This is a genomic window from Acidilobus saccharovorans 345-15, from assembly GCF_000144915.1.
Classification (GTDB): domain Archaea; phylum Thermoproteota; class Thermoprotei_A; order Sulfolobales; family Acidilobaceae; genus Acidilobus; species Acidilobus saccharovorans.
Map to the genome: position 1 here is coordinate 162777 of NC_014374.1, position 23145 is coordinate 185921.

The following is a 23145-nucleotide window of genomic DNA, read 5'->3' on the forward strand; positions in this document are numbered from 1 at the left end:
GCGGAGGAAGTAGCGCTGGTGGAAGCCCTGAGGGAAAGGATGTAGCCCAGCCCACCCTCAGGAGGTCCTTGACCCTCCTGGACATCTTCATGTTAGGCATCACGGGCATGATAGGCTCGTCATGGCTCTTCAGCGTCCTGGGCGCCTCTGGCGTCATGGGTCCCGCGTCGCTGCTCTCATGGATTTTGGCCGGGCTCTTCTTTGCGCTCATGGTGTTTGGGTTTGCCGAGCTCGGGGGCCTCTTCCCCTTCAGCGGCTCGCTGGCCAGGTACAACCACTACACCCACGGCACCATCAGTAATTACATGCTGGCGTGGGCCTACTTTGTCGGCGCTGTTACCACGGTATCATCAGAGGCCGTTGCCGTGGTGGAATATGGAAGCTATTACATGCCATGGGCCTGGAACTCTAAGCTAGGGCTGCTAACGCCTGCAGGAGTGGCGCTGGCCGCGGCCCTCATACTCCTGTTCTTCGCCCTTCAGCTTGTCGGTGTCCACGTCTTCGGCTGGTTTAACAGGGTGATTACAGCGTGGAAGCTCATAATACCGACGCTGACCTTCCTGCTCCTCCTGGCCCTTTACTTCCACCCGTCCAACGTAGTCAGCGCGCCTAAGGGGTTCTTCCCCTTCGGCACTGCAGCTGTGTTCAGCGGCATGATAACTACTGGCATAGTCTACGCCTACGAGGGCTTCAGGCAGGGCCTTGAGTACGCCGGCGAGGCCAAGAACCCGCAGAGGGACGTGCCTCTCGGGACGCTGCTGGCCCTCGTGGTTACCATAGCAATCTATGTGCTGCTGCAGCTGGCCTTCCTGGGCGGCATAAACTGGTCCGCGGCAGGCGTGCCCTTTGGAAACTGGACGGCCTTAAGCCAGAGCAGCTGGGGGCCGCACCCCTTCTACTCTGAGCTGGTGGCCACGGGAGTTCCAATACTGGTTGGCTTTTCCGTGCTCCTGCTGATAGACGCGGTGGTGTCGCCAGCCGGCACCCTGGCGGCCTACGTGGGCACCAGCGGCAGGAACCTCTACGGCATGTCAAGGGTTGGCTACATACCCAAGTTCTTCGCAGACATACACAGGGGCTTCAGGACTCCCTGGATAGCCCTGATAGTCTCTACCATAATAGCCGTGGTCTTCCTGCTTCCGTTCCCCACGTGGTATGAAATAATGTCAGTCTCGGCCCTGGCCACGGTCTATAACTACCTCACTGTTGGCGTCACCAACCACGCCCTGAGGAGGCTCGCCCCTGACCTGAAGAGGTCCTACAGGCCGCCGCTCTGGTACATAGTGTACCCGGCGTCGTTCATAGTGGCCGCCATGTTCGTCTACTGGTCGGGCTGGAGCCTGGTTAACGTCATCATAGAGCTCGTGGTAGTGGGCCTTCCGCTGCTGGTGCTGGGCCCCTACAGGAGCGAGCTAAGGCTCTCAAGGAGCTTCGCGTGGTCCTTCGCGGGCGTCGTCTGGGCCTCTTCAGCCGCCGCAATAGCAGCCTATTACTTGAAGCTTAATAACATGGGGCTCGTGGGCTTTGCGATCTACTGGACCGTGATCTCGCTCATCCAGGTGGGCTCCTTGGCGGCGCTGTGGACTGCCAGCAGGGGACACCCAGATATAAAGGGCGCAGTCTGGCTAGTGATATTCAACATAGCGATGGGTATAATATCATTTATAGGGTCGCTGGGACCCCTGCCGGAGCCCATAGTGCCCTACCCGTGGGACTACCTCCTGGCGGCTCTGGTCTCGCTGGCCGTCTACTTCATAGGGGTCTACACTGCCTACGAAACCAAAGACCTCAAGCAGGTTAAGGAGAGGGGACTACCCATCGAGTGAGCCCCAACTTTGTGTCAACGAGTTAACGAAGCCCCACCTTCTTTCTTTCCTCCCCCTTTATCGCTAAGCCAGCTGAACCAGGGTGGCGCCTAATATCACTGCCGCTGAGGCCGCCACCTCTGTGGGCGCGAGGACCTTTCCGAGGAGGAGGGCCGTTGAGGCTATGGCTATCACTGGCGTCACCATTGAGAAAGCGCCAGCCCTGACGCCTCCCAGGCTCCTGACCCCGTAGAACCAGGTGAGCCAGCCCACGGCCTGAATAACCAAGGTTATGTAAATGATCATCACTATGGACTCCAGCGTCAATTTAATGTACATTCCCAGGGGCCAGAAGGCCAGCACGAGGGGGGTCGAGGCCAACGACATGAAGGCGGTGGCCCCTACCAGATCTATGGCGTCGCCCGCAACGTACTTCTCAAAGTACATGGTGCCCGCCGACCAAAGGACTGCCCCCAGCAGGCCCAGAAGTAAGCCCGTGTTTAGGCCCCGCGAATCAACAGCTGTCAGAACCCCTATCCCGGTCATGCCTATGAGAACCCCTGCGTACTGAAGGCCGCTGATCTTCCTGTGCAGAACGTAAGGTGTCGCTATAGCTGTGAAGAGCGGCTGGGCGTAGATCATAACTGCCGCCAAGGATGGGTTTGGGGAGAGGACTATTGAGAGGTTAAGGAGGACCAGGAAGGCCCCTATGTTTATGAAGCCGGCGACCAAGGTCCTCCTGTTGGCGACCAGCCTTCTTGATATGGCCGCCAGCACGGCGCCCCCTACCAGGGTCCTGAGGGCTGCCAGGGCAACCGGGGAGACGTACCTCTCGGCCACATCTATTATTGGGTAGGCCGTGCCCCAGACCGCCACTGTCACCGCCAGTGAGGCGTAGCCCAGCCTCCTTGAGGCCCTCGGGCCCAAGCGGATATCCTCGGCTTAGGCACCCCAGCTTTGCTTTTAAGCAGCGCTGCAGCCAGACCCGTGGGCTGAAAGGATTGAAGGTGCTTTCAATAAGGGCCGAGAGAGGCAAGGTGGTCCGGAGCGAGATAGTTGACGGTGACCTAAAGGAGGTCGTGAAGAGGAAGGCCCTCGAGGCCATGAATGAGTGGGACCCAGCCACCAGTGACTTCATAGTGCTTAAGGACGATAGGGAGCTTGAGTTCCCCCTGCCACTTAAGCCTGAGATAGTGGACCTCTTCAGGGACCTCGGCGAGCTTGGAGGCCTTGGGAGGACCAAGGACAAGGCTGTGGCCCACTTCCCGGTGTACACCATAAGCTTCGAGAACCACATGGTGAGCGAGGACAAGTATGTTGAGTACAAGATCTACCTCCTGGCCCCCTACATAAATGAGGACGTTAGAACTGAGCTTGAGGCGGAGGCCCAAGACATAACTACCGAGAAGCAGGGGCCCGAGGGCATAGAGGAGGAGGGCGAAGGAGAAGAAGGGGAGAAGGAAGGTTGATGAGCCTCGGCAGGGAGCTCTTCGGCCTGGGCGAGGCGGTCGTAACTCTCTTCATAGTCCTCGACCCGTTCTCTGTGGTGCCCTTCTACGTGAGCACTGTCGAGAAGCTCCCCCCTGAGAAGAGGGGAGGCTTCCTCAGGACGCTGATATACTCGGCCATTTTCATGTTGCTGGCGTTCATAATAATTGGCGTCTACATGCTTGAGCTCCTGGGGGTGACGCTGAACGACTTCAGGATAGCCGCCGGCATAATACTGCTCGTGTACGCCATATCAAGCCTCTTCGACATAGAGATAGGCGCCCCGAGCAGCCCCGAGTCCATAGAGAAGCAGGCCATAGTGCCCCTGGCCACCCCCCTCCTGGCAGGGCCAGGAAGCATATCTACGGCGCTCTACTTCAGGTACATCTACGGCTACCCGGTGGCCATAGCCAGCGTGCTGATAAACGCGGCCCTCGCCTACGTCATACTTTACTTTGGCGAGAGGCTCATGAGGCTCCTTGGAAAGCACGGCGCCCTGCTCATAGACAAGTTCATGAGCCTCATACTGGCAGGCTTCGCCGTGAGCCTCATAAGGGCCTCAATTTAGCGCCTCAGCCGGGGACAGCGTCCTCACCAGCTCAGGCCTATCGACCTCCTCATCGGCGTTAAGCCCAAGGCCCTCTGCAACACAGGCCTTGATCATCGGTAGTCACGCTTGCAGCGCTCTTCATCGGGCCGCTCTGACACTTTGCCTCCTAACGTTTATAAAATCTAAACTTCAATAACAAGCACGTGGTGGGCCAGGTGTATAAGAAGATACTCGTTGGCTATGACGGTAGCGAGGGCGGCGAGAAGGCGCTCAGCAGGGCGCTTGAGCTTGCCAAGAGCTTCAACAGCGAGCTCTGCCTCCTGACGGTTATACCTCCAAGCTCCATGGCCTTTGGAGAGATTGTGGTTCCAGACGCTGTCAACCTCTCGCTCATAATAGAGTCCTCCAGGAAGAGGCTCTCGGACCTCGCCGCCAAGCTCTCAGCTGAGGGCTACAAGGTGAGGTTTGAGGTGCTTACAGGCGACCCAGGCGACACCATAGTTAGCTATGCTGAGGTCAATGGCTGTGACCTGATAGTCCTCGGCAGGAGGAGGCTCTCGAAGCTTGAGAGGCTGGTCCTCGGCAGCGTGACCCACAAGGTCGCGGGCAAGTCAACTAAGGCTGACGTGCTTGTTGTGCCTTAGGCCCCCTCGGCAGCATCACAAGCATTATTGATGATGCGACTGCGAAGGCCGCGAAGGCCCACATGGTCGCCTCAAGAGGAGTCATCCCGAGGAGCCCATCCCCCTGAAGTATGAAGCCTCCCAGCAGGGCGCCCACGGAGCCTCCCACCGTGTTGCCTATGCCCCAGACTATCGAGTTCGCCTGAGCCCTCACGCTCCTGTCCACTACCTCGGAGACGTAGCCCAGCAGCACGGGGAAGCCGCTCATGGCGAAGAAGCTGTAGAGGCCGAGCAGCGTTGTTATCATTATCGGGCCGCGCGTGAACAGGAACGCTATGTAGAGGGCCGTGGAGGCCAGGGTTGTCAATATAATGACGCTCCTGCCCCCGTACCTGCTGACCATCCACCCAAACAGCGGCTGGCCGACTATGGCTGTAGCATATGACGTGGTGACTATTACGCCCATGAGTATCCTTGACCTCACGAGGTGCTCAACGTAGGTCGGCACGTACGTCATTACCCCAGTCATGAATATGGCCCTGATGAACACTATGGCCGTCAGGGGCACAAGAAGGTAGCTGTACTGGGAGAGCCTTGAAAACGACCTGGCCGCGCTCTCCTTGGTCGCCGGCATCCTGAGGCCGTGAAGGCCCAGGCTTATGATGGCTGTCAGTATGAAGACGTACGCGGCTATTATCGCCAGGGCCTCGCTGCCCCCAAGGTAAGCTATGGCTATGGTCATCACAGTGGGAAATATTGCCCTGCCCACACTGCCGGCGGAGCCGTTTATGCCCAGGGCCCTCCCGGCCTGGCCCTCGTATGAGTACTGAAGTATTGAGCCCCCCAGCGGGTGGTAGAAGGAGAGCCCGAGGCCCAGCAGCACAGACCCAAGTCCTATCAGCGCGAGCCTTGCAACTCCCCCGTACACGAAGGTTCCAGCGAAGGAGGCCATGGAGGCCCCTATGAGTATGAAGCCTACCGTCATGAGCGTGACGTGGCTTCCCGCCCTGTCGGCCCTGTTGCTGATCAGGGGGCTGGCAAGGCCCGAGAGCACGTTGACCAGGGCAGCCATGCCGCCCAGGAAGGCCGGCGACACGTGCATGTCTATATAGTAAGTTATCAGTATCGACACCGTGACCAGAAAGCTGTCATTTAAGAAGTGGGCTACGGACGTGAACAGCAGCGACCTGGTCCTGATATTCATGCAGGTCCCCTCACGGGCCCGAGGCAAGCTACAGATAAATATTTATCTAATAATTAGCGAAGTTCTGGGGCATTCAAGATTTGAAACCCAGGGCCAGGACCGCCTAAGAAATTATAAAGAATGGAGTTAACCACAGAGACGTGGGGGAACCGCTTGTCCCTCACGGCAGCTATCCTGGCAGGAGGGGAGGGCACGAGGTTTAGGCCATACACGGACCTCATACCGAAGCCCATGATACCGCTGGGCCCCGATGAGAAGCCCGTAGCGGACCACATAGTTAATGTCCTGATAAAGGGTGGCGTGAGCCACATAGTCTTCCTCGTCAACTACAAGTGGAAGTACGTGAGGAACTACTTCGGCTACGGCGACAGGTTCGGCATAAAGATAGACTACAGCATAGACGACGACAAGTACAAGAACACCGGGGGCTCGCTGCTCAAGGCCTACAAGCACCACCTGCTCGACAGCGACCCCATAGTTGTGTGGTACGGCGACATACTGGCTCCCATAAACGCCAGCGGGCTGGTCAAAGAACACGTCAGGCAGGGCGTCGACGCGCTTTTGGTGGTTGCCAACAGCTACCAGGTCCCGGTGGGCGTGGCCGAGGTCAACGAAAAGAATGACGTGGTCAGCCTCAAGGAGAAGCCATGGGTCGACATGAAGGTCACCATAGGCGTCCTCACCATAAGGCCTGGCCTGCTTGAGGAGTACGAGGGGCAACTGGGCACCTCCTTTGACATAATGGGGGACCTGATACCGGCCATGATAAGCTCGGGCAGGAAGGTCAAGGCCTACATATACGACGGCCCATGGGTTGACGTTGGGAGCCTCGAGAGGTACAAGAAGATAGACGAGGACCTCCTCAGGAAGGTCACGGAGCTGCCCTCCTGACCCTCACGACCCCGCTCCCGTCAAGCTCCACCAGGTCCCCGTCCCTAACCTTGGAGAGCTGGTCCTCCGGTATGGAGTCGACCAGGGGTATGCCAGCCAGCACGCACCCAGCCACTATTATGGGGTCGACCCTCGACATCACTATGGCGGCCGGGGCCGCCCCGTTGGCCTTAAGGGCGTAAATTACGTAGCTGCCTACGGTGCTCCCCCTGGGCCTCCTAGCCACTATGACCCTCGAGGCGACGCTCCTGCCGTCAGGCGTCCTGCCGGTGTGGGGGTCCACGTCCCCGTAGAAGCTCAGCGCATCCATTACTACGGCCTGGCCGGCCGCCCTGCCGGGCACCAGCTGCCTTCCCCTGAGCTCCATGGTCACGCCTCCGAGCCCAGCCTCCTGGCCAGCTCCTCCATGGACTCGAGGCCCACCCTGAGGCCATGCCTCGAGAGGTAGAACATGGCCTTGTAGCTGTAGGTCGCCACCCTGAGGCCCTCCCTCCGCAGCTTCGACACTATGAGGCACGTGTCCCTGAGCACGACGGCCCCGTACTCCCTGAGCACAGCCATGGCCTCAGGGCTTATGCGCCTCTCCTCGTCCCTTGACGTCGTTATGAGCAGCTGGGGCCTGTTTCCCTTCGGCTTAAGCCTTGAGAGCTCCCTGGCCAGGGCCTCCACCTCCTCCGCTGAGGCGTGAGGGCACCCCACGTACACCAGGTCCACGTCGTCAAGCCTCATCGACTCGAGCTCCGCCTCCACGTCCCTGTAGTCTATCGTCACCACCTCCTCAAACCTGCTGGGGGGCTCCTCGGGCGTCAGGCCAGGGACGAAGACCATTGCTATGTCGCCCTCAGCGCCCACGGCCGCCCCGAGCTCCTTGAACGTCTCCCTGTCCACGCTGGCGTCGAGCAGCGGCGGCCCCTCGCCGCGGTGGAGCCTGACAAGCACCCTGCCGAGCACTGCAGCCCTGGCGTAGTCAAGCCTGTAGCCTCCGGGGGCCTCAAGCCTGTAGGCCGCCCTCGGCCTCCTGAACTCGGGCACGTGCATCCCGTAGTAGTAGGTCCTGCCTGCTATGGCCGCCATCAGGGCCACAGGCCCTCCCTCCCTGTTGGTCCTCAGGCCGAGCACGCTGTTGGCGTAGACCACCGCGTTTGACTCGCCCCAGGCCACGCTCTGGCCCGGCCTCAGCCCCCTGACGGATGGTATGTAGTATGGGGTGCAGGTGAGCGTCAGCGACGCGCCCATCCTGTGAAGTGCGCTCACTATGGCCCTCTGCCCCTCAAGGACCTCCCTGTCGGCCGATATGAGGTCGAAGGCCTCGGGGGCCTCCAGGTCAAAGCCTATGGGGTTAACGGTCGTGGGCACCGAGAACCTGGCGCCCATGTTAGCCAGGTCCTCTATGAACTTCCTGCCGGGCTCGCCTATGTTGTTGTAGGAGACGCCCGAGACGTGGGCGTGGACTATGGGCTGGAGCCTCTCGGCTCCCAGGGCCTCGCCAACCTTAACTATGACCTCCAGCGCTTTGGCCCTGGCCTCCCCCTCCTCGCCCCTCAGCACCCTCTCCTCCTCGGCCGTCAGGTACATCAGTACCACCACGTGTCCATGAAGCTGTGCTCCGGCACCAGGTAGAGCCTCTCCGCCCTCGCCCTGCACGCCGGGGCCAATATGCACTCGCCACTATCGCAGCCGCCAAAGGAGCTGCACTTAGCCGAGCAGCCGGAGGCGCAGGAGGGCCCCTCGAAGGTGCAGCAGGACCTGCCGAAGGACCAGAGGAAGTCGTCCATTATGAACGGGTCCACGCCGGCGGCCTGGGCCACCAGCCTGTAGGCCTCCCTGACGGCGAGCCTGAGCATGACGTCCTCCTGGGGCCTGAAGGGGTGGCCGGCAGCTATTAGCTCGAGCGTGTTTGGGTCGACGTCAACTATGCCCGTCCTGAGGGCTATCCTGGTCAGGTGGTTGTCAACGGGCACCTCCTTGTTCTGCGGGTCCTGGAATATCACCACCTCCCTCCTCTCTATGAACTTTGCCAGGAGGAACGCCTTCTTTTCAACCGGGTCCTGGTAGGCCTTGAAGACCTTGAGCAGGTCTATGAAGCCCTGGGCTACCCCCCTCCTAAGGTAGCCCCCTGAGTCAAGTATGAGCCTGTAGGGGTCGCCGTCGAAGATCGCCTTGAGCTTCAGTCCAAGGTCCCTGAGCAGCTCCGCCCTGACGCGGGCGTCCGGCGGCCTGGCCCTGTCAACGGTGAGCCACCTCAGCACGTCCTCCTCGGTGACCTTGGCCAGCCTCTCCGCGGTGAAGAACCCTGGGTCATCGGCGAAGAGCCTTGAGCCGAGCCTGTAGAGCAGGTCAGCGCCGTGGAACCTCTCCCCGTTGACCTCGGCCTCGTACTGCCTCCTGCCCCTGCTTAGCCTGTGGTCCATGGCTACCATGACTAGGAAGTATGCCATCACGTCCCTCCTGGGGGTCCCCCTGGGCGGGTAGTACCTTGGGTCCTCGAAGGTGTCGGGCCTGAGCCTGCTGACGGCCTTGGCTATCAGTCTGCCCAGCTCCCCTGCCCTGTCCCTGTTAACCTCTACCTTCAAGCGGCGTCCCGTAACGCTGTTAAGTCCGACCAAAGATAAGCTTAGAGGAAGAGGGATGAGCGAGGACTGGGAAATAAGGGCCTCCCAGCTCCTTGAGGTCGCCAGGTCGCTCAAGGGGGAGCTGAGGGAGGCCTTCATCTACCTGGTTGACAACGTGTCCGTGGGCGACCTCAGGGCAGCCATAGACCTCAGGAGGAGGGGGATCAGGGACCCGGCGGCGGTGCTGGAGGAGCTGGTTAACATGGGGCTTGCCGAGAGGGGGGACGAGTGCTACAACCTCCCCGCGCCCCTCAGGAAGCTCATAGCCGAGAGGGGAATCGGGGCTATAGAGAGGGTCCTGGGCTCAGGGCCCGGATGACAGGGCCTTGGCGCGCCCGGCAGGCCCCAGCCCTCCCCTTCACGGCCTGGGCAGCCGAGTGAACCGTGCAGTAGGCCGTGGCCGAGGCCACCTCAGCGCCCCGGCGACCTCCCTCCACGAGGTCCTCGCCACTAGCAGCGCGGCCCTGCGACGCCTCCTTGGTTATTGACGGCCCCGGCAGCCTGGTGGACTCGGGCACCTCGATGTCAGGCACAGCCCCGCCTGTGGCGTCCCCGAGGGGACTTAAGCGTCGAGCACCTGCCGTTGAGCACTGCCGCGCCGGCCTTGCCCAGCGGCGCCGAGGCCCTGGTTATGTCCTTCAGGACTCCTCGAGCCGCCCTGAAGGCTGAGTCGCAGGGCCCCTCCCCAGCCAAGCGATACTTTCAGCCTCCCTGAGGTCAGGGGTGCCGCAGAAGTTAGCCCTCGCGGACCCTACTGCCTTGACGGGCGACTCAGGGTCGTCAGCCGCCTTGGCGGCCGGGACGCTGTCCCCGTGGACCGCTTTGCCACCCTCCACGACGGCCAAGCATGAGGCACCGCCCAGGGTCGACTTCCGGGCCCTCAGGGCTTACGCTGGGCTTAGCCGCCGGGACTAGTATGATGAGCCCTTGCGCGTGCAGTCCTGAGGCTAAATTATGAGAGAATGGAAAGGAAAAGGAGCATAGTCACGAGCGCCGCCCACCCGATGGGGCCGGCTGAACCCTCCAGGCCTGGCCCCACCAAGGTTCTAACTTATCCCTAGCCCCTGGGCCTCGGGCGATTGGGAACGGCGGGCTGAACCGCTCGGGCTTGCGCCCTCGCGGCTTACACCCCCGTCCCATCAACCCCGTCTTCTACGGGAGCCCTCGTCGCCCCGCCGGCAGAGCCGACGGAGCGAGTGGCCGCCTATTTTCGGGGTGGGGTTCCCGCTTAGATGCTTTCAGCGGTAACCCCTTACGGCGTGGCTGCCCGGCTTGCCCACCAGGACAGCCGGTAAACTAGAGGCCGCGGCGCCCCGTTCCTCTCGTACTGAGGGCACCTTCCCCTCAGGCGGCCGGCACCCCCCGCGGGTAGAGCCCAACCTGTCTCACGACGGTCTGAACCCAGCTCACGTTCCCCTTTAATGGGCGGGCAGCCCCACCCTTGGGGGCTGCTGCACCCCCAGGATGGGAAAAGCCGACATCGATGTAGCAAACCGCGGGGTCGATAGGAGCTCTCGCCCGCGACGACTCTGTTATCCCCGGGGTAACTTTTCCGTCGTGCCCGGCCCCCACCGAAGGGGGCACGAGCGTGCGCTAGGCCGCGGTTTCCCGTCCGGGCCCCATGCAGTTAAGGGCCCGGTCAGGCCGGCTTTTGCCCTTGCACTCTACGGCGGGTTTCTGACCCGCCTGAGCCGACCTTTGGGCGCCCGTGTTACCCTTTCGCGGGCGTGCCGCCCCAGCCGAACCGCCCACCTACCGCTGTCCCTGGCTTGCGCCAGGTTAGACCCTCAGGCAGAGGTGGGTGGTGTTTCATTGCCGCCTCAGGGCCTCCCGAAAGAGGCCCCTCACTGGCTCCCACCTACGCTACGCGCCTCCACCCGAGGGTCAACGGCAGGCTGCGGTGAAGCTCCACGGGGTCTTCTCGCCCTGCGGGGGGATGTGGGGCTGTGCACCCACCCAGTGGGTTCGCGGGGCCCCAGGCCGGGACAGCGGGGACCTCGTTGATCCGTTCATGCGCGTCGGAACTTACCCGACAAGGCATTTGGCTACCTTAAGAGGGTCAGGGTTACCCCCGGCCTTCAGTGGCGCTTCGCCCGGTTGTACCCGGGTTTCACGTACCACCAGTGGCCAGGATTCACCCCCCGTACACACCCTTTCGGGCTAGCGGGGAGCTATGTTTTTGTTAAACAGTCAGGTCCCCCTTGTCACTGCGACCTGCGGACCCCGGTTTTAGCCGAGGACCGCAGGCACCCCTTCTCCCGAAGTTACGGGGCTAGTTTGCCGAGTTCCCTGGCCTGGGTTGACCCCCCGACGCCTTGGGCTCCTCACCCAGGGGCACCTGTGTCGGTTCTCGGTACGGGCGTGGGGGATCCTTCCTGGCCTCCTTTTCATGGGCCCCGGGGCTCGGCGGAACCCGCCAAAGGCGGGCCATTCCCCCCTTCAGCCGCTTCTCGCCATTACGGCACTCCACGGCCTTCGGGCAGTTAGCTGGGTCGCCCCCGAACGGAGGCCCCCAGTCCGCCTACCCTGAGGCGTCGGAGGCCAGGCCTTGGGTTGCCCCGAAACGTACCCCCACGGCACGGGAATGTTAACCCGTTTCCCCTTCCCGGACACCAGTTAAGGGCCCGGTTAGGACCGGCTAACCCCCGGCTGACGAACGTAGCCGGGGAACCCTGGCCCTTCCGGCGGCGGGGATTCTCACCCCGCTTCGCTGCTACTACCGCCGGGATCAGCACTCGGAGCGGCTCCACGGGACCTCACGGCCCCGCTTCTGCGCCACCCCGACGCCCGCCTACCGCACACCTCCATCACGGAGGCGGCCCGAGGTCTCGGCGGCCGGCTTAGCCCCGACCAATCTTCGGGGCCCCCCGCCTCGGCGGGTGAGCTGTTACGCACTCCTTGGAGGATGGCTGCTGTTGGGCCCACCTCCCCGCTGTCTTAGGCGGGGGACGCCCTTCGATTGGCACTTAGCCGGCACTTTGGGGCCTTAACCTCGGTCTGGGTTGTTTCCCCCTCGGCCCCCAGCCTTACGCCGGGGAGCCCCACTCCCGCCCTCTTCGGCGGCCGCAGGTTCGGAGTTTGACTGGGTGCCGGAGGGTTTCCCCTCCTGGTCAACCCAATCAGTAACTCTACCCCACGGCCCGCCTCCGGCGAGGCTGGGCTCCGGCCCACTTCGGCGGGAACCAGCTATCACCGGGCTAGATTGGCCTTTCACCCCTAGACGGGGGTCATGGGAACGAGTTGCACGTCAGAACCCCTTCGGCCCTCCACGGGGGTTAGCCCCCCGCTTCGGCCTGCCCCCGTCTAGATCGCCCGGTTTCGGGCCTCACGGCCGTGACTCCGGGCCCTGTTAGGACCCCGCCCCTCGCCGGGTTTCCCCGGCTGCGGGCCTGTCGGTTTCCCTACGCCTTCGGGGCTGACCCCCTTAGGCTCGCCACGGCCGTGAACTCCCCGGCCCGTGTTTCAAGACGGGAGGCGTGACCCCGGTCAGCACCCCTCGTACTCCTCGGTCACCCGAGTTTCCTTCGGGGGCCTCACCCCTTTCGGGCCACGCCCTTTATAGCCGCCCGGTTTCAGGCTCTTTTCACACCCCTACCCGGGGTCCTTTTCAGCTTTCCCTCACGGTACTTAGTTCGCTATCGGTCTCGGGACGTGTTTAGCCTTGGAGGTCGGTGACCCCCACCTTCCTACGGCGAAACTAGGCCGCAGTACTCTCCTTCGCGGCGCGGGCCACCGCGGTTTCGCCTACGGGGCTATCACCCTCTACGGCGGGCCTTTCCAGGCCTCTTCGGCTACCGCGGCTCGGCCCGCTGGGGTTGCCCCCAGCCGCGAAGGCAGCGACCCCTCATCTCCCCGCGGTTATCCCGCAGGGAATTGGTTTGGGCTCTCCCCCTTTCGGTCGCCCCTACTCAGGGGATCTCGATTGATTTCTCTTCCTGCCCCTACTAAGATGTTTCCGTTCGGGGCGTTCCCGTCCCTTACGGGACGCACGGGGCTGTTAACCCCGTGCAGGAGGTCCCATTCGGGGATCCCGGGTTCAGCGGCTGCATGCGCCTACCCCGGGCATATCGCCGCTTGCCGCGCCCTTCCTCGGCGCCCGAGCCGAGCCATCCACCGGACGGCGTAAGGCGCCGCAAGGGCCAGGGATAAGTCAGGTGCCCCTGGTGGGGCCAGGCCCAGATCTGGGCGCTGGCCCCATCGGGTGGGCGGCGCTCATTGAGCTCAGCTGGCGCTGAGCCCTAGCGCCCTTCGCTCACAAGCAAAGCTTGTGAGCTGCATCGGCAGAGGGGTCCGTGAGCTTTCACGCGGCAGGGTGTCCAACCGCCATTCGAGAGGTGATCCAGCCGCAGGTTCCCCTACGGCTACCTTGTTACGACTTCTCCCCCCTCGAGAAGGAGGGGTTCGACTCCCTCCCGAAGGAGGAAGCCTCACCCCTCCTTCTCTCAGGTGGAGCGACGGGCAGTGTGTACAAGGGGCAGGGACGTATTCACCGCGCGATGTTGACGCGCGGTTACTAGGGATTCCAGGTTCATGGGGGCGAGTTACAGCCCCCAATCCCGACTACGGCGGGGTTTGAGGGATTGCCTCCCCCTTTCGGGGTCGGATCCCGCTGTCCCCGCCATTGTAGCCCGCGTGCAGCCCGGGGGTTTAGGGGCATGCTGACCTGCCGTGGCCCCCTCCTTCCTCCGCCTTAGCGGCGGCAGTCCCCCTAGTGTGCCCCAGCGGTCTCCCGCCGGGTCGCAACTAGGGGCGGGGGTCTCGCTCGTTGCCTGACTTAACAGGACACTTCACAGCACGAGCTGGCGACGGCCATGCACCTCCCCTCAGCGCGTCGGGCAAGGTCGTTAGCCTGGCCGTCATCCTGCTGTCGCCCCCGGTGAGGTTCCCGGCGTTGACTCCAATTGAGCCGCAGGCTCCACCCCTTGTGTGCCCCCCCGCCAATTCCTTAAAGTTTCAGCCTTGCGGCCGTACTCCCCAGGCGGCGGGCTTAACGGCTTCCCTGCGGCACCGGGCGGGCTCTAACGCCCGCCCGACACCTAGCCCGCATCGTTTACAGCCGGGACTACCCGGGTATCTAATCCGGTTCGCTCCCCCGGCTTTCGCCCCTCACCGTCGGGCGCGTTCCAGCCGGGCGCTTTCGCCACTGGTGGTCCCCCAGGGATTATCGGATTTCGCCCCTACCCCTGGGGTACCCCCGGCCTTTCCCGCCCCCTAGCCCCGCAGTATCCCCCCCACTCCCTGGGTTGAGCCCAGGGCTTTCAGGAGGGACTTACGGGGCCGGCTACGGGCGCTTTAGGCCCAGTAGACGTCCCGACCACTCGCGGGGCTGGTATTACCGCGGCGGCTGACACCAGACTTGCCCCCCGCTTATTCCCCCGCCTCCTTGCAGCGGGGAAAAGCTCCCTTACGGGAGCACTCGGGGTGACCCCGTCACGGTTTCCCGCATTGCGGAGGTTTCGCGCCTGGTGCGCCCCGTAGGGCCTGGGCCCTTGTCTCAGGGCCCATCTGGGGGCTCCCGCTCCCACGGCCCCTACCCGTCGTCGGCTTGGCGGGCCATTACCCCGCCAACTACCATGATGGGCCGCAGCCCCATCCTCGGGCGGACCCCAGGCGATAACCCCCCAGGGTCCCTTTCGGCGAGGGACCATTCCAGGCCCCCTCGCCTATCGGGGATTAGCCCCAGTTTCCCGGGGTTATCCCCGTCCCGAGGGTAGGTTAGCTACGTGTTACTCAGCCGTGCGCCGCGCCCAGCGGCGGCTGGGCGCGCGACTCCCATGGCTTAGCCTCACCCCGATAGCAGTCGGGTCCGGCAGGATCAACCGGAGTTCAGCCGCAAGGCGGCGGCTGAGGCGGTTGGGCACACCCTGCCGTTACGTGGCTCACGGACCCCTGTCAGACCTAAGCGTCCCTGAGGTACCACTCCCCAGGGTTTGCTTAGGCCCCCATTCGCTAAGCGTCCACGGCTCCTGTCAGAGCCGTAGATTCTTCTTACTGTGCTAGGGTTTATAACGTTTGCTAGTAGCTGATACCTCAGAACAAAGTTATTAGCCGCCCCAAGGCCCCCGTGGACGCCGCTGAACGGGAATCCATGGCATGCAAATCGCCATAATAGAACGTCAGGACGGTGTCCCCGCAGCCAGAGGCCGGGCCTCACGCCGGGAGCGACGACTCCCTGTTGGCCCAGCGCCGCCGGGCGAGCAGCTGCGGGGCGCTGTTATTGTGGCCTCCGGGGCTATTAACTTCAGGGCTCCCTGAGAAGGCCGAGCCTCCTGGCCAGGAGCTCCCAGTCAAGGCTGAAGACTATGAGGCCCGCCACGAGGCCCGCGGCCGCCATGAATATTATGATCACGTACTCCGGCAGCCTGAATATCATGGACACCTCGCCGGTTATGAAGTAGAGCAGGGAGGTCTCGGCCACGGTCTTCAGAAGCTTGGCGGCCGCGGCTATGAGGCCCATGAGCTTGGCCCTCATGCCCGAGGCGCCCCCCACCATGTAGACAAAGTCGTCAAGTGGGAGCACCGGCACCACCGCCGCGAAGAACGCCAACAGGTAGGCCCACCTGCTGTTGGAGTACCTTGCCAGGAACCTCACGTTCCTGTTCCTCCTCAGGACCCCCTTAAGGCCCACCCCGAGGTAATACATGACGACCTTGGCTATCGCCGCCCCGAGGGATGCTGCAAGCACCGGGGGCCAGAAGCCCAGGCCCCCATACTTTATCTCAAGCAGGACGACGGTGACATAGGGAGGGGCCCCAAGGGGGATTAGGTTGAACAGCAGGGCCACAGAGAAGCTGGCGGCTATTACTGCGAGGGCGCTCACGTGCGTCACTCGCTCATCCTTGTGACGGCCTCCACCTGAACGTCCTCGACGTCAGGCACGGACCTCAGCACGTCCTCAAGGGTCTCGGTGCCGCCCTCCACGTCCTCGGGCATGGCTATCACCAGCTTGAGCGCCTTGAGGCCGAAGGCTATGGGCTCCTCCCCCGAGTTCAGGACCTCGTAGCCCTGCGGCAGCGAGCCCTTGATCCTGTTGAGCAGGTCGCCAAGGTTAACGTCAACTGAGGAGGGGGTCACGGTGACCAGCACAGCCACTCTTGCCACAGCCCCTCACCTCACGGACCCACGAAGCCGCAGTTGGGGCACCTGTACGGCGTCCCCTGCTTCCTGCACTTGGCGCAGCGCCATATCAGCACCTTGCCGCAGTTGGGGCAGTAGAAGGCCACGGCCTTCTCCTTCGGGTGTATGATCCTCCCGCAGCTGGTGCACACGGGGGGCTGGACCATGTCAAGCATGTCTATCTTTCTCACAGCGGCCACTGACATGCCCTTGTCTCCCCGCTCAGGCCTGTGATCTCCCTTATTAAGTGTTAATCGGCCACGCCCCTGGGCCTCCTCAGCCCCCCTGCCTGGCCCCTCCTGGCCTGTGATATAGAGGCCCTGCCCGGGAGCCTGGTAGCTACCTCCGAGGGGTCCAGGGCCCTTATTACCTTGGCCTCGGGCGCCGCCCTTGAGAGGGAACTTATGATCTCCTCCGCCGCCTCCTCAACCTTCATGTCCCCGGGCGTCACCCTGAGGTAGGCTATGGACTGGGGTAACACGACGCTCTCCGGGCCCACTACCACCACTGGAAGCCCCTCCTCGTCAAGGGCAATGCCCAGGTACAGCTCAAGCCTCAGCGGTCTCAGGTAGTTCTTCTTGCCGTAGACCATGAAGGATCCCTTAGTTAAGTACTCGCCCGAGGGAGGGCTCTTTGACACCTGGGAGCCGTAGGCCCAGTAGACGCTGACGCTCGCCATCCCCTCCTTCCACGCCCTGCTGTAGGCGGCCGTCAGCACCGCTGCCTCGCTCACGTCAGTCTCAGTGAAGCCCCCAGCGGCGGCAGCCATGAGTATGACTGCAGGCGCCCCGTGTATGTCGGCGTGTAGGAAGACGTCATTTGGGCCGAGCATCTTCCTCACGAGGCTCTCGTTCTGGTCGGCGTCCCTGCCGCCAACTGCAAGCACCCCTGAAGACGTCACAAGCCAGTGGTACCTCTCGTACCAGGCCCTGCGCCTATGGCTTACCTTCTCCCTGAGCTCCTGGAGCTCGAGCTGCTCCTCAAGCTGCTTAAGCTTGGCCTCTATGTCAAGCTGCGTCCTGGAGGCCCTCTCCGCCTTAGCCCTGAGCTCCCCCGCCTGCCTGTAGAGCCTCTTTATGGCGTCGTCCACGGTCTCGTAGAGGTAAAGCTTCACGTCAACGCCTGACAGGTTGACTATCATGTAGCCCTGCCTCCTGTTGACCTCCTTGGCCCCACACCCCTCCCTGCCCTCCTTGACGCACTGCAGGGCCTCGAGGGCCTGGTAATAGGAGGAGGCCACGGCGTTGGCCTGCGCTTCGAGGGCGCTGGCCTGCCTCAGGTACTCCTCGGCCTCAGCCTTAGCGGCCTCGAGGCTCTTGAGGAGCCTCTGCCTCTCCGCATCGAGGGGGCTCTGCCTCCTTGGCGTAAATGAGCTGAAGTAGAGGTCTAAGGCCTCGTCAAACGTGCTGAAGCTAAGCTCCCTGAGGCCTGCCGCTGAGGTCGCTCTGAACGGCGTGGCCTGCACAGGCGAGCCGTCCTGGCCCACGTAAACGTAGCCCTGCCCCCTCAGCGACTCCTCAGCTATGGATCTGAGCGCGTCCGCGACCTTAGCCAGGTCCGCCTCGCTTACGGCCTGCGGCTGCTCATTACCCTTGAGCCCCGCCCTGAAGGCTGCCTCCTCCGCGGCCTCGCCGGGCACCCCGAGGTTCATGACAAGGGCCCTCACTATGTCCTTGGCCTGGGACCCCCTGAGCCTGCTCGCCAGCCCAGCGCCGTCGAGGGCGAAGGGGCTCTCGAGCCTCAGGGGAGGGTAGGAGTACTGGAGCCCCCTCCTCACCCTCCTGTCCTTGGCGTCAAAGTATGACGAGGCCGCCACCAGCCTGCCGTCAGGCGAGACCAGCGCTATGACCCCCCTGGGCAGAAGCTCAAAGACGAGCCTGTGGCCGTCCTCAAGTGTGATCTCGACAAGCCTGTCGAAGCCCACCTGCTTGACCTCTGACACCCTCAGGTCCCTCACGGCGTCCCTCATTGCCTTTGCGAGCGGGCCCAGCTCCCTCCCTGGCTGGTACCTGGCGCTCGCGTGGAGCCTGACCCCAGGCTGGGCTACAAGGAAGTCCCCGTACCTCAGCCTCATCCTTATGGCCAGAAGGTCCCCGTCCTGGTATATGTTGTCCAGCCTCTGGCCCCTGAGCTGGCTCGCCTGCTGCGCCACCCAGGCCATAACGTCAAGCGAGCTCATGGACTTCCTTGCCACCTACGCCACCCTCTCGGACCTGAGCCCCCTGAAGAGCCACGAGTACTTGTCGTAGAGGGAGCAGTCAACTATAATGTCGTCGCCCTCCCTTATTATTGAGAGCCCTTCAAGGGGGTTCTCCGGGGGCTCCGGGAGCCCCTTGGGCTTCACAGAGCCCGCGTATATGAGCTTCCTCTCCCCTTTCCTCCACCAGTACCTGCCGTAGTACTCGTACACCCTGGTTACTCCGTTGACCCTCTTGTACACCTTGTGGACGGGCTTAAGGTAGTAGCCCCTCCTGGAGGCGAGCTCGTTGTAGACGTAGAGCTTCTCCTTGACCTCGCTCAGGACGGAGTATATGGCTGAGTAGCCCCCATACACCCTTACCCTGCAGTGGGGCTCACTCGGCTTTTCTCGCTCATCCCCGCCCGCCGGTCGCCTCGTCGCAGGTTCCATCATTGCCCCTTGGATAAGGTTATGTGCGAGGCTAATTAGCTGAAGAAGGCCTCCAGCCCCGCCCTGACCTCCTTAACCCACACGGGCGATCTGTTGAGGGGAAACGCGACGTTATAGACTGGCACGCCGCCGACGGTGGTGAACCTGGACCCCTTGTGGGCGTGGCCGTGGACCGCCACCGTGGGCCTGAGCTCTGCTATCAGCCTCTCCATCCTGGAGCTGTAGAGGTTCGAGTAAAACCTCGGGTCCTCGCCCTTGAGGTTTGCCCTGGCCAGGGCGTAGTGCGAAAGCAGGACCACCCTGTCAGCCTCGGACTTGGCCCTTGCAAGGAGCTCCCTGACGACCTCAACCCTCTTCATGTAGATCTCCTCTATGCCCTTGATGTGGGCCTCCTGCCACCTCGTGGGCCTGTCCAGCGCTCCCGGGGTTCCCACCACTGCCACCCTAAGCCCCCCGCAGTCGTAAACCTTGAGCTCGTCCGCCAGCCAGTCGACCTGCGGGTACCGCCTCCTCAGCTCGTCCCACCTGTCCTGGAACTCGTCGTTGCCAAATGTAGCCACAATTTTGGACCCAAACCTCTCCTCTATGACCTTCATCACGGGCTCCGCCATAGCGACGTTTCCCCTGTCAACTATGTCGCCCGCCAGGAGGAAGAGGCACGGCCTTCCAGTCACCGATGCCAGTGACCTGATGAAGTCGTTAAGGTACTCCGGCGAGTGTATGTCAGACGAGGCCAGCAGCTGCAGGCTCAAGCCCGCTCCCTGTTGGAAGAGTGCCGCGCAGGTTTACAGCGTTGTTATAAACGTCACAGTCCCAGACAGGTGTGGGCCTATGATGCGCGATGGGCAGTCCGAGCCGTGAGGACTAACGACTTTCTGAGGCCCTACCCTTAATATTCCATAGGGGACGCTAGAGGAGGGCCTACCGACTTGAACGAAGACCCTGCTCAGCAGGCCATGAAGGTGCTTGCCAAGTACCCGCTCTGCGACAGGTGCCTGGGAAGGCTGTTCGCGGGCCTAGGAAGGGGGCTGAGCAACGCCGAGAGGGGCAGGGCCCTCAAGCTTTCGGTCGTGATGAGCCTTCACGCCATGTCACTGAGCGGAAGGCTCCCGGAGAACGCTAGGGACGTGCTGGCCAACGCCGGAGGGGCCGCTGCCCAGGTCTATGTAGAGCTCTTCGGCTCCCCTCCAGAGCACAGGAGCTGCTACATATGTAATGACGCACTGGACAAGTTCCTTGATGAGATGCCTCAGAGGGTGGCAGACGCAGTGAAGGAGTGGGGCGGCAGCACGTTCCTGGTTGGCGCAAAGGTTGACCCAGGGGTCATAGCCAGGGAGGAGCGCATAAAGGCAGAGTTCGGCCTGGCCTTCGGCGAGTCCATAAAGTCTGAAATAAAGAGGGAGCTGGGCAAGAGGGCCCAGCAGCTGGGCCCCAAGGTCTCCTTTGACAGGCCGGACGTTGTCGTTATGGTGAGCTTTCCTGACGGCAGCGTGAGCGTGCAGCCCAGGAGGCTCGTGGTCAAGGGGCTCTACAGGAGGCTCAGAAGGGACCTCCAGCTGAGGCCCAGGGAGGCACTCTCTCACCCGCTCGTGGCCAGGCTGATCAACGACACGAGGTCGTCAAGGGTCGGGATAGTCGGGCTCGTGAGGGACGAGAAGGAGGTCAGGGCCCTGGGGCTGGGCATTCCTGTTGAGTTTCACCTCGGAGGGCCTAGGGTGCGCCTGGTGCCCCCTGACGGCTCCATCATAGAGGCCGAGGGGGCCTCGCTTGAGGTCAACAGCTCGGTGGAGGCCTCCGGACCCGAGGACCTCTCAAGGAGGGTCAGGGTTTACAGGTGCGTCCTCTATGTCGAGGGAGGCGCCTTTGAGTCCCTGCAGCTGGCGGCGGCGTCGCTGCGTGGCAAGGAGGTCAGGCAGAAGTTCATGGGAAAGGAGGTCAGCGGGGTCGTCAGGGGGGCCGAGTGCGTTGACATGGGCGGAGGCCTGGCGGAGTGTATCATAGCGCTTGACGAGAGGCTCCACGTAATGGAGCTGGTGAGCGGCAGTGGGACCGAGCCGAGCCTGAGCGGCCTCCTGGGGACAGCTGCCGAGTGCGTAGTGGCTGATCTACTTGGAGTGATCCCCCTGAGGTGAGGGGCTTGATACTATATGGTCACGTGAAGGAGCTTGCGGGAGGCGCGATCATAGCCCTTATACTTGGCGGCCTCATGTTCAGGTCTAGGTACTTCCACAACCTGCCCATCTGGACCTTCATGTCGTTTGCCGCGTTCATAGCAATAGTCAGCGGCCTCGTGAAACCTAATGACGTGGAGGACTACGTTAACTGGAACGTCATACTTTTCCTCATAGGCATGTTCAACATCGGCGCCCTCGCGGAGGAGTCAGGGCTCCTTGAATACGTCACCTACTATATAGTCTACAAGGTGAGGGACAGGGTCAGGCTAATAATAGTCCTAACCATCGCGCTAGGCGTCATGGCTGCCATAGTTGTCAACGACGCAGTTGCCGCCATGGGTTCGCTCATAATAGTGCCGCTGGCCAAGGTCATAGGCGTTGACCCAGAGCTCGCAATACTCATGTTAGCGTTCGCCGTCACCATAGGCTCCACCATGACGCCCCTGGGCAACCCGCAGAACATGCTAATAGCCGTGAGCTCCGGCGTCCAGGCACCACTGAGCACGTTCGTCATCTACCTCGCCGTCCCTACGATGGTAAACCTTGCCGTCACGGGCTACATCCTGGCTAAGATCTATGGTGTTAAGGGCGGGCCCGTGAAGCTGCCCTACAGGATACCTGAGGAGGCCATAAGGAACAGGAGGGACGCCATGCTCGCCGCCCTGTCCCTGGTAGTCATAATAGTGGCGCTGACTGTCAATGACATGCTTGAGCTAATGAGAAGGCCCGCAATAACTGAGATAGGAATCATACCGTTCACGGTCGCCGCTGCAACCTTCATACTGTCAAGCGATCCAAGGGAAACCATCAGGAGGGTCAACTGGGGCACGATACTGTTCTTCATAGTGATGTTCATAGCTATGGCTGGCGTCTGGAACTCCGGCATACTCACATCCCTCTTCAGGTACCTGCTGCCGGGCGTTGGGAGCCCGCTTAACGACTTCATCAGAATCACGGCGTCATCGCTTCTGTTCAGCCAGCTTCTGAGTAACGTGCCCTTCGTGGAGCTCTTCATAATTTACATGCAGAGCATTGGGTTCAGCGGCGCCAATTACATGGCCTGGCTAACGCTTGCCATGGCATCAACCATAGCTGGCAACCTGACCATACTTGGGGCTGCGTCAAACGTTATAATATTAGAGTCCACAGAGGCCCGTCACGGCGTCTCTGTAAGCTACTGGAAGTTCATGATCGTAGGGGCGTTGGTCACGCTAGTAAACGTGGCCATCTACGCCGCCTATATGATACCGCTGTCGATGCTGCGCATCTAGGCCCGTCGCTCAAGCTTCCTGACGGCCGCCGGCTTGAGCTTGTGCTCCTTGAAGAGCCGCATCCTCTCCTTGGCCTCGTCAGTCATGGCTAGGGAGGCCAGCTGGCCTGTGGCCTCCTTCATGCGCGATAGGTCGACGTCGCTCAGGGCCAGCCTCTTTATCGCCTGCAGGGCCTGCGGCGGGAACGACATAAGCGTGCTCAGTATATCATCTACTGTTTGGTCAACGTCGGCCTGAGGCACAACCTCGTCAACTATGCCCAGCAGGGAGGCCTCCGTGGCCGACAGCCTCTGGCCGGTCATCGCTAAGTACCTGGCCTTCCTGTGGCCCAGCGCTGTGACGCCAAGGCTTAACAGGAAGGGGGGCAGAAGGCCAAGGGCGACCTCGGGGAAGCTAATCCACGCGTTCTCAGCAGCTACCACGACGTCGCACGCCAGGAGGAGCTCCGCCCCGCCGCCAGCGGCCAGGCCCTTGACGGCGCAGACTATAGGCTTATTGCACTTTATCATAGTTGTAACCACGTCAAGTATCCTGTTGAAGAACTCCTCTGACTCCCTCTGCGTGCTAAGCCTTGACATGGCGTCTATGTCATCCCCTGCGCTGAACGCCACCTCGCTTCCAGTGAGCAATATAGAGCGTAGGTCAGTGGCGCAGCCCTTCTCAAGCTCCCTTGCAAGAGAGTCCCACATCTCGCCGTTTATGGCATTCAGCTTCTCAGGCCTGTTTATCGTGATCCTGTAGGCCATGTTCTTATAGTTCTCACCGTATACATAAGTGGACAT

At 62.1% G+C, this 23145-nt stretch carries 22 protein-coding genes and 2 rRNA genes; 8 read left to right on the plus strand and 16 right to left on the minus strand.

What is annotated here, in order from left to right; all coding sequences use genetic code 11:
* The first annotated feature begins 68 nt into the window (after positions 1-68).
* Positions 69-1826, plus strand: coding sequence for an APC family permease (locus ASAC_RS00785; RefSeq protein WP_048812696.1), 1758 nt, complete (start codon positions 69-71; stop codon positions 1824-1826).
* 63 nt (positions 1827-1889) lie between these two features.
* On the opposite strand, the gene ASAC_RS00790 is transcribed toward ASAC_RS00785, so the two are convergent.
* The gene (locus ASAC_RS00790; protein ID WP_013266077.1) at positions 1890-2732 is read right to left on the minus strand and encodes a DMT family transporter; all 843 of its coding nucleotides are present in this window, start codon (positions 2730-2732) and stop codon (positions 1890-1892) included.
* A gap of 80 nt (positions 2733-2812) precedes the next feature.
* Between ASAC_RS00790 and ASAC_RS00795 the strand changes: the two genes are divergently transcribed.
* The 3 genes from ASAC_RS00795 (at position 2813) to ASAC_RS00805 (ending at position 4487) form a co-directional block, all read left to right on the plus strand.
* Complete coding sequence (locus tag ASAC_RS00795) at positions 2813-3274, plus strand: DUF2286 domain-containing protein (protein WP_238523633.1); 462 nt, start codon at positions 2813-2815, stop codon at positions 3272-3274.
* Positions 3274-3861, plus strand: a complete 588-nt coding sequence (locus ASAC_RS00800; protein WP_013266079.1) for a MarC family protein — start codon at positions 3274-3276, stop codon at positions 3859-3861. The genes ASAC_RS00795 and ASAC_RS00800 overlap by 1 nt, the downstream gene beginning before the upstream one ends.
* A gap of 197 nt (positions 3862-4058) precedes the next feature.
* The gene (locus ASAC_RS00805) at positions 4059-4487 is read left to right on the plus strand and encodes a universal stress protein (protein WP_148217076.1); all 429 of its coding nucleotides are present in this window, start codon (positions 4059-4061) and stop codon (positions 4485-4487) included.
* Here the strand turns inward: ASAC_RS00805 and ASAC_RS00810 are convergent.
* A complete protein-coding gene (locus ASAC_RS00810) occupies positions 4459-5670 on the minus strand; it encodes an MFS transporter (RefSeq protein ID WP_013266081.1) in 1212 nt (403 codons plus the stop codon). The genes ASAC_RS00805 and ASAC_RS00810 overlap by 29 nt on opposite strands.
* Positions 5671-5823: 153 nt before the next feature.
* Here ASAC_RS00810 and ASAC_RS00815 point away from each other — a divergent pair, with 153 nt between their 5' ends.
* Positions 5824-6561, plus strand: a complete 738-nt coding sequence (locus tag ASAC_RS00815) for a nucleotidyltransferase family protein (RefSeq protein WP_202965455.1) — start codon at positions 5824-5826, stop codon at positions 6559-6561.
* On the opposite strand, the gene ASAC_RS00820 is transcribed toward ASAC_RS00815, so the two are convergent.
* Genes ASAC_RS00820 through ASAC_RS00830 form a run of 3 tightly spaced genes read right to left on the minus strand, consistent with a single transcriptional unit; the run spans position 6542 to position 9134 of the window.
* A complete protein-coding gene (locus tag ASAC_RS00820; RefSeq protein WP_048812697.1) occupies positions 6542-6928 on the minus strand; it encodes an aconitase X swivel domain-containing protein in 387 nt (128 codons plus the stop codon). The genes ASAC_RS00815 and ASAC_RS00820 overlap by 20 nt on opposite strands.
* A gap of 2 nt (positions 6929-6930) precedes the next feature.
* Positions 6931-8136 (minus strand): aconitase X, encoded by a 1206-nt coding sequence (locus ASAC_RS00825; RefSeq protein WP_013266084.1) that lies wholly within the window; start codon positions 8134-8136, stop codon positions 6931-6933.
* On the minus strand, positions 8136-9134 hold the full coding sequence (locus tag ASAC_RS00830; protein WP_013266085.1) for a hypothetical protein: 999 nt from the start codon (positions 9132-9134) through the stop codon (positions 8136-8138). The genes ASAC_RS00825 and ASAC_RS00830 overlap by 1 nt, the downstream gene beginning before the upstream one ends.
* Before the next feature lie 55 nt (positions 9135-9189).
* Here ASAC_RS00830 and ASAC_RS00835 point away from each other — a divergent pair, with 55 nt between their 5' ends.
* On the plus strand, positions 9190-9492 hold the full coding sequence (locus ASAC_RS00835; protein WP_013266086.1) for a PolB1-binding protein PBP2 family protein: 303 nt from the start codon (positions 9190-9192) through the stop codon (positions 9490-9492).
* Here the strand turns inward: ASAC_RS00835 and ASAC_RS07740 are convergent.
* From ASAC_RS07740 to ASAC_RS00880, 10 genes are all read right to left on the minus strand, one after another.
* Complete coding sequence (locus ASAC_RS07740; protein WP_148217077.1) at positions 9458-9706, minus strand: hypothetical protein; 249 nt, start codon at positions 9704-9706, stop codon at positions 9458-9460. The genes ASAC_RS00835 and ASAC_RS07740 overlap by 35 nt on opposite strands.
* A gap of 105 nt (positions 9707-9811) precedes the next feature.
* Positions 9812-10018, minus strand: a complete 207-nt coding sequence (locus ASAC_RS00840; RefSeq protein WP_048812698.1) for a hypothetical protein — start codon at positions 10016-10018, stop codon at positions 9812-9814.
* Positions 10019-10234: 216 nt separating this feature from the next.
* Positions 10235-13311 (minus strand): 23S ribosomal RNA (locus ASAC_RS00845).
* Positions 13312-13502: 191 nt separating this feature from the next.
* Positions 13503-14999 (minus strand): 16S ribosomal RNA (locus ASAC_RS00850).
* The 16S and 23S rRNA genes sit together here, the layout of an rRNA operon.
* A 415-nt stretch (positions 15000-15414) precedes the next feature.
* The gene (locus ASAC_RS00855) at positions 15415-15993 is read right to left on the minus strand and encodes a hypothetical protein (protein WP_148217078.1); all 579 of its coding nucleotides are present in this window, start codon (positions 15991-15993) and stop codon (positions 15415-15417) included.
* Positions 15994-15998: 5 nt separating this feature from the next.
* Complete coding sequence (locus ASAC_RS00860; protein WP_048812699.1) at positions 15999-16274, minus strand: elongation factor 1-beta; 276 nt, start codon at positions 16272-16274, stop codon at positions 15999-16001.
* A gap of 11 nt (positions 16275-16285) precedes the next feature.
* Positions 16286-16495 carry a zinc finger domain-containing protein gene (locus tag ASAC_RS00865; RefSeq protein WP_013266090.1) on the minus strand — a complete coding sequence of 70 codons (210 nt, stop codon included), beginning with the start codon at positions 16493-16495 and terminating at the stop codon, positions 16286-16288.
* 44 nt (positions 16496-16539) lie between these two features.
* Positions 16540-18483, minus strand: a complete 1944-nt coding sequence (gene rqcH / locus ASAC_RS00870; RefSeq protein ID WP_013266091.1) for a ribosome rescue protein RqcH — start codon at positions 18481-18483, stop codon at positions 16540-16542.
* The gene (gene ubp, locus ASAC_RS00875) at positions 18484-18843 is read right to left on the minus strand and encodes a UBP family nucleoid-associated protein (RefSeq protein ID WP_013266092.1); all 360 of its coding nucleotides are present in this window, start codon (positions 18841-18843) and stop codon (positions 18484-18486) included.
* 110 nt (positions 18844-18953) lie between these two features.
* Entirely contained in the window at positions 18954-19670 is a 717-nt protein-coding gene (locus tag ASAC_RS00880) for a metallophosphoesterase family protein (protein ID WP_013266093.1), read from the minus strand.
* A 177-nt stretch (positions 19671-19847) separates the two neighbouring features.
* Here ASAC_RS00880 and ASAC_RS00885 point away from each other — a divergent pair, with 177 nt between their 5' ends.
* Positions 19848-21050, plus strand: a complete 1203-nt coding sequence (locus tag ASAC_RS00885; RefSeq protein WP_013266094.1) for a tRNA pseudouridine(55) synthase — start codon at positions 19848-19850, stop codon at positions 21048-21050.
* Positions 21047-22363, plus strand: a complete 1317-nt coding sequence (locus ASAC_RS00890; protein WP_013266095.1) for an ArsB/NhaD family transporter — start codon at positions 21047-21049, stop codon at positions 22361-22363. The genes ASAC_RS00885 and ASAC_RS00890 overlap by 4 nt, the downstream gene beginning before the upstream one ends.
* On the opposite strand, the gene ASAC_RS00895 is transcribed toward ASAC_RS00890, so the two are convergent.
* A complete protein-coding gene (locus tag ASAC_RS00895; RefSeq protein ID WP_013266096.1) occupies positions 22360-23145 on the minus strand; it encodes an enoyl-CoA hydratase/isomerase family protein in 786 nt (261 codons plus the stop codon). The genes ASAC_RS00890 and ASAC_RS00895 overlap by 4 nt on opposite strands.